Here is a 5,949-nt window from a genome sequence, read left to right as displayed (position 1 = left end):
TCGACCCCGGCGACGGTAGAAGCCGGCACGCCCGACCACATCCCGAACCCCTGCGAATCACCCCAACGAGGCACCCTCAGAAGATCTGCACCCAAGTCGCTCTCCGCCTTGAGCTGGGCCAGGTACTCGGCGGCGATGAAGATGTTCTGTCCCGGGTCCTGGAGCGATTCCTCCACCATGGCTCGCTGTTGGTCGGTGAGGTTCTCCGGGTCGTAGCCGAGCACTTCGGAACCACGCCGTACCTGGATGGCGATCGGCCCGAAGGACGTCTCGTCGGGGTCGCCGCCCAGTCGTGACGGCAGGTTATCCGGCCCGATGGGGCTCAACGGGGAGTCCGCCTGTTCCCGGATGGCGTCGGTGATGTCGTCGAGTGGGCCGGGCTGACCGGCGATCTCCTTCCAGGCGATACCCGCCACTATCGACGGCGGCAGCCCGGAGTTCTGCGCGGCGGCCTTGATGATGTCCTTGTTGGCCCGGATCCACTCGGTCTTCTCCTGGTCACCGGAAGGCGGAATCCAGTAGCTGTCCGTCGCGCCCGGCAATGAAGCGAGCTGCATCCGGATGCTCTGGAGCGTCGGGGAGACCAGCTCGTCCCCGGCCGTCGGGTAGTAGTCCTGCTTGGGACCGCTACCCGGCAACCGGGTCACCGGGTTACCGCTCGCCTCGGCCGCCTCGCGCCGGAGGTCGGGCATGGCGGCGGCGACGTCCACCCGCTCGGTGAGGAATACCTGGAAGTCCGGCACCAGGTCGTAGGCATGCTTGAGCTCGTGGATGCAGAGGTCGCGGGCCTCCTTCTCGGTGGTCCGCGCCAGGTCGAAGTCGCCGCCCGCCGCGTCGTGCAGCCGGTCGGCCTCGTCTCGGATGTCGTCGACGTCCATGGTCAGCTCCGCGAAGAAGTCCAGGACGCCGGTGGTGTCGCGCATGTCCTCCCACTGCCGCATCGGCTCAGCCTCCTGAGCCGTGCGGGTGATCGCGGTGCCCTTGGTGTGGATCAGGTCCGCGAGCGCCTGCTCGTTGACCAGGCCATTGGAGTAGTACGCCTTCGCCAGCGTCAGCGCCTCCGCGTAGCGACGCAGCGCGCCCGCGGCGTGCCCGTAGGCTTCGGCGAGCTCGTCGACCAGACGGCGGCCCTCGGTGAGCCTGGCCGTGTAGTGCGCGCTGCCCTCGCTGCGCCACTCGGTGTGCTTCTCTGCCCGCTCCGCCGCAGGAGCGACAGCCGTCAGGAGAGCCTGGATGCGGCGGAATTCGTCCGCGTTGCGCTCCACCAGCGGCGGGTTGCAGTTCTCCAGGAACTCGACGTCCTTGCGGTAGCTAAGTCCGTCGCTCATCGCGTTCCTGGCGAGACGTAACGGCCGTCGAGCATGGCCTCCAGGAACCGGCGGGCGGTCTCGTCCTCGATCACCGCGAAGTTCCCGCCGACCATCCGCAGACGGGTCGACAGCGCTGCGAACAGGGCCATGGTGTCCAGGAACTGGTCACCCGCGAACTCGGCGAAGCGCTCCACCTGACGTGCCACGTCCCCGTGCGTCCTGGGGTTCCGTGCCATGGTGGTCAGCTCGGCGTCCGGGCGGCCTTCGTGGAGAAGCCCGGCGATCTCCACCAGCAGGTTGGCGTTCCCGTTGACGGAGTCCGCCTTCGCCACCAGATCCTTGCCCGAGGCGACCGGCGCGCCTCCGCCGGAGTCCGCCGGCAGCTGGTTGAGCCGCATGCCGCCCTCGGCCTGCCGCGCCAGCGCATCGGCTTTCAGCTGCGCCCATTCCTGCTCGAAAGACACCCCGTCTCCTTCTGTTCCGTCCGTGTCCCGTCATGTTTATTCACGCTCCGTGGGCCGGAACGGTTCTGGAGGAGAAGTGGGAGAACCTGCGCCGGTCAGCTCGCCAAGGTGCGCAGGGTCCGTTGCATGATCAGTTCTGTCCGGGTTCATCCGGCGAGGCCGAGGGCGGTCAGGGGGCGGTGGCAGCCGCGGGCGGCGTGACGTAGCGCGGCAGCGATATCGGTGTGGCCGCCCCTAGCGGTGGATGCCGATGGCGAGATTGCGCAGGCCGGCCATGACGCGCGGGAGCCGGCCGACATGGATCCTGGAGTCGTCCTCGCGGAAAGTGCGGTCCCGGACATGGTGCAGAAGATTTTCGATCTTCCAGTGCCCTCTGATCCACGCGGCGAGCTGAGCGCCGCTCACGGCTCCCGGCGGCAGGCTGGTGATCAGGTAGACACGCTCGATGGTGAGCTTTCCGCTGGTGAAGTCCGTGCGCCGACGCACGACCCGGAGGGCCTGGCGGGCGTCGGGATGGTCGATACTTGCCCGCACTCAACCGGTCGTCGCAACATCGGTTCGGTGATCCAAGTGTAGGTGTTCACCAAGGACTTCTCCCGGCGGGGGAACGCGTCGCGGATCGCCGAGAGCCACAGGGGCCCCTCACCGGTGGAGGTCATCGTCAGGTCGGTGACCCACAGCCGGTTCGGTGCGGGCGCGGTGAAATCGCGCTGGACCAGGTCGGGGGCGAGCATGGCCTTCGGGTCGCGGCGGGTGAAGCCCTTGCGGCGCGCACTGATGCCCACGAGGTCGGCCTCACGCATCAATCGTTCCACCCGCTTGCGGCCGACCGCCACGCCTTCGCGCCTGAGGACGGCATGGACGCGGGGCGAGCCGTGGATCCCGCCGGAGTCGGTGTGGATCTGCCGGATCCGCTCGGTCAGCACGGCGTCCTGACGCTTACGCGCACACGGTTCGCGCTCGGCACGGCGCCAGCGGTAGTAGGTGGAGGAGGCGATGTGTAGTTCCCGCAGGCCGAGGCGGTGCGCAAGACTTCGTTCGCGCGCTTGAGCTGGGCGTTCTCCTTGCGCAGCGCGGCGAACTCGGCGCGTTCATCGGTGGTCAGCCGGTCGTCACGCTCGCCGGCATCGGCCTCGGCCTGCCGGATCCAGCCGCGCAGGGCCTCGGGATGTACACCGAGCTCGATGGCCAGACGCTTGATCTGGGGCTTCGGATCGGAGGTCCGGTACATCCGCACCGCACGCTCACGCAACTCCAACGAGTATTTCCTGGGGGCAGCCATGGTCGATGTTCCTCTCATGAGAACTATCCGACCCTCTGCCAGCATCCTCCGCATCCCTGGGGAAACTCAGTTATCCAGTTTGAGGCCGGCCCCGCCTCGTCGCCAGTGATGCGGGCGAGGGCTTCGTCAGCGAGCGTCCGAAGGTCGGTGGGCAACGCGGGCACGGGTGTTTCCGGGCCGTAGGGCGTGTCGACGGGTTCGCTTCCGGGGCATTGCGCCGCGATCAGCAGGCGGCGGCCACCGCTTCTTCTGCTTCTGCGAGGTAGCCCGTGGTGGTGCCCGCCGGACAGCGGGCCGAGCGGGCCGCCGCGGTGCTGCAGGCGGCGTGTGCGGCGGTGGGGTTCACCTACCGGCGCCTGGTGCCGCCGGACAAGGCGCTCGGAGCGAATGTGCGGTGGCTGGCCGGCTACCGCCATACCCGCCACCGCGACGCCGGCGGTCTGGAGCGGGGCGTGCGGCAAGCCGCAGCACGGTGTGTGCTGCGGCTCGCCGCTGACTCAGCCCGCGTTGCAGGAGACGGTCGGCCAGTTCCAGTTGCCGTTGGTCTGGATCGTCACCCCCCAGTTATTGCCGCTGCCATTGGACTTGGCGACGAGCGTCTGGCTGTCGGGGTAGGACGCGCTGACGTTCCAGGTGGAGGAGACCTTCGCCGGCGAGGGCACGTTCATGGTCACGGTCCAGTTGCCGGAGCCGTTGACCGCGACGTTGAGGTTGTAGCGATCACCCCAGCGGCTGCCCGCCGACAGGGTTGCGGTGCACGAGGTACCGCCACCACCTCCGCCTCCTCCCCCGCCGGAGCTGTCGGGTGCCACCGCGCGGCCGGTCTGCGGCGAGATCATGCCGGCACACAGCCCCCGCGCCGCCAGGTTCTGCGCGATGCGCGGGATTGCGGCGATCGTGTTGGCCGGCCAGTCGTGCATCAGGATGACCTGGCCGTTGGTGAGCCGGGACGCGGCCTGCACGATGGCGTCGGTGCTCGCGTTGTTCCAGTCCTGCGAGTCGATGTCCCAAATAACTTCGGTGAGGCCGTACTTGGCCTCCACCGCACGCAGCGTCGAGTTGGTCTCGCCGTACGGCGGGCGGAACAACGTGGGTGTACCGCCCCCGGCGTTCGCGATCGCCTGCTGGGTGCGGGCGATCTCCGAATCCATCTGGGACTGGCTCAGCTGGGTCATGTGGGGGTGGGTGTAGCTGTGGTTGGCGACCCACATGCCGGCGTCCGCCTGGGCCTTGACCAAGGAGGGGTTGGCGGCGGTGTACTGGCCCTGGTTGAACATCGTGGCCCGCAGCCCGTTCTGCTTGAGCGCGTTGAGCAGGCTCATCGTGGTGCCGGTCGACGGGCCGTCGTCGAAGGTGAGTCCGACATAGCCGTTGCAGGCGGCCGCCTGTGACTCGGGGGCGGTGACGGTCGAGGTCACGGTGGCTGCCACGGTCAGCGCGGCAATGGCCAGGACCGGAAGCAGGTAGCGGGTGACCGGCTGTCGTTTATCGGTGGTCATGTGAGGGGTCCTCCTCTTACCGGGGTCAGCCGGCGCTGCAGGAGACGGTCGGCCAGGTCCAGTTGCCGTTGGTCTGGATCGTGGCGCCCCAGTTGTTGCCGCTGCCGTTGGATTTGGCGACGAGCGTCTGGCTGTCGGGGTAGGACGCGCTGACGTTCCAGGTGGAGGAGACCTTCGCCGGCGAGGGCACGTTCATGGTCACGGTCCAGTTGCTGGCTCCGCTCACGGAAACGTTGAGGTTGTACCGGTCGCCCCACTGCTGACCGGCCGACAGGGTCGCGGTGCAGCCGCCGTTGTTGCCGCCACCACCACCGCCACCACCACCACCACCACCGGATCCTTCACTCACCGTGATGTTGGAGCTGCCGCTGCTCTGGTATCCCTCAGTGGCCATGATCATGTAGTTGTGGTTGCCCAGGTTCATACCGTTGCGGGCCCACGCGTCGAAGTGGTTTCCGCTGGTGATAGTGCCACCGGTGCGCTTCGACTGCCGAACGCTCCAGTACTGGTCGAAGGTCCTGGTGCCCTCAATGGAGGGGGCGTTGTACCGGGTGGTCTTGTAGATGTCGTACGTGCCGCCGTCGGTGGTGACAGTGCCCTTGTACTCGCCGGTGGGCCGGTAGGTGCCCCAGTTGTCGACGATGTAGTACTCGACGAGCGGGCCGGTGGTCCATCCGTAGAGCGTCAGGTACGCGTTCCCGGACGGGTTGAAGGAGCCGGAGTAGTTGACGGTCTTGCGCCCGCCGGTGCTCCAGCCCTTGCCGGCGACGAAGTTGCCGGTGTCGCGCCACTGCGTGCTGTAGTTGCCGCCGGAGCCCAGGTCCATGGAGACGGTTCCCTGGGCATCGGTCCAGAACGAGTACCACCAGCCGTTGTTGGTGCCGGTCTGGTTCGTGGTGACGGCGGCGGTGGCGGTGGTGGCGGTCAGGAGCAGCGCGGTGACGGCGGCCAGCGCGATGGTCCAGACATTTCTGACGCTGAACAGCAGGCGACCGCGCCTGCGGCCCCTCGGGTGTGCGGACACGTTCATATTGATGCGCCTCCTGTGACGGCTCGGTTGGGGAGGTCCGATGCCGGACAGTTTTGGCCTGTGCGCGTCAATCGTCAATAGTTTCGGGATATATTTCGAAAGCTTCGGTTGATCATCAATTTGATTGCACCCATGTTTGCGCAGTTGAAACAACATGTTGCACCAGTTGAATTTATGGATTCAATGTCAGACGTCGATCCTGCTTCGAAGAGTGAGCCCTCAGCAGCGAAATATTTCGGTCTCCGGTTCCTCGTGTGCGACCGGCGGTACCCCAATGGCCATGAGTTAACGATCTACATGTGATGATCTTCGGGTGGAGCGAGCTGAGGGTGGGGCCGCGAGGCGGCTGACGGATGACGTGTCG

The 5,949-nt window shown here is 67.1% G+C and carries 8 protein-coding genes; all 8 read right to left on the bottom strand.

The annotated features are described in order from the left end of the window. Nucleotides 1–1,328, bottom strand: a 1,328-nt coding sequence (locus tag ACFYQA_RS39035) for a hypothetical protein (RefSeq protein WP_388928544.1), incomplete at its 3' end; no start/stop codon positions are given. After that, nucleotides 1,325–1,774, bottom strand: a complete 450-nt coding sequence (locus ACFYQA_RS39030; protein WP_388928542.1) for a hypothetical protein — start codon at nucleotides 1,772–1,774, stop codon at nucleotides 1,325–1,327. The genes ACFYQA_RS39030 and ACFYQA_RS39035, both read right to left, overlap by 4 nt. 234 nt (nucleotides 1,775–2,008) lie before the next feature. Continuing rightward, nucleotides 2,009–2,179: a hypothetical protein gene (locus ACFYQA_RS39025; protein ID WP_388928540.1), complete on the bottom strand. Its 171-nt coding sequence runs from the start codon at nucleotides 2,177–2,179 to the stop codon at nucleotides 2,009–2,011. Between the two features lie 23 nt (nucleotides 2,180–2,202). Continuing rightward, nucleotides 2,203–2,700 carry an IS3 family transposase gene (locus ACFYQA_RS39020; protein ID WP_388928538.1) on the bottom strand — a complete coding sequence of 166 codons (498 nt, stop codon included), beginning with the start codon at nucleotides 2,698–2,700 and terminating at the stop codon, nucleotides 2,203–2,205. Beyond that, nucleotides 2,694–3,056 (bottom strand): transposase, encoded by a 363-nt coding sequence (locus tag ACFYQA_RS39015; protein ID WP_388928536.1) that lies wholly within the window; start codon nucleotides 3,054–3,056, stop codon nucleotides 2,694–2,696. The genes ACFYQA_RS39020 and ACFYQA_RS39015 overlap by 7 nt, the downstream gene beginning before the upstream one ends. 223 nt (nucleotides 3,057–3,279) lie before the next feature. Beyond that, nucleotides 3,280–3,402 carry a hypothetical protein gene (locus tag ACFYQA_RS39010; RefSeq protein WP_388928534.1) on the bottom strand — a complete coding sequence of 41 codons (123 nt, stop codon included), beginning with the start codon at nucleotides 3,400–3,402 and terminating at the stop codon, nucleotides 3,280–3,282. Between the two features lie 151 nt (nucleotides 3,403–3,553). Beyond that, on the bottom strand, nucleotides 3,554–4,555 hold the full coding sequence (locus ACFYQA_RS39005) for a polysaccharide deacetylase family protein (RefSeq protein ID WP_388928532.1): 1,002 nt from the start codon (nucleotides 4,553–4,555) through the stop codon (nucleotides 3,554–3,556). A 25-nt stretch (nucleotides 4,556–4,580) separates the two neighbouring features. Next, nucleotides 4,581–5,585, bottom strand: coding sequence for a glycoside hydrolase family 11 protein (locus ACFYQA_RS39000; RefSeq protein WP_388928530.1), 1,005 nt, complete (start codon nucleotides 5,583–5,585; stop codon nucleotides 4,581–4,583). Between the last annotated feature and the right edge of the window lie 364 nt (nucleotides 5,586–5,949).

The sequence above is a fragment of the Streptomyces sp. NPDC005774 genome (assembly GCF_042871645.1).
In the GTDB taxonomy this organism is placed as follows: Bacteria; Actinomycetota; Actinomycetes; order Streptomycetales; family Streptomycetaceae; genus Streptomyces; species Streptomyces pratens.
This window is presented reverse-complemented; position numbering and strand designations above follow the sequence as displayed.

Coding starts and splice junctions, on each gene's coding strand:
- ACFYQA_RS39015 (WP_388928536.1), bottom strand. CDS start 3,056: ATGGCTGCCCCCAGGAAATACTCGTTGGAGTTGCGTGAGCGTGCGGTG.
- ACFYQA_RS39005 (WP_388928532.1), bottom strand. CDS start 4,555: ATGACCACCGATAAACGACAGCCGGTCACCCGCTACCTGCTTCCGGTC.
- ACFYQA_RS39000 (WP_388928530.1), bottom strand. CDS start 5,585: ATGAACGTGTCCGCACACCCGAGGGGCCGCAGGCGCGGTCGCCTGCTG.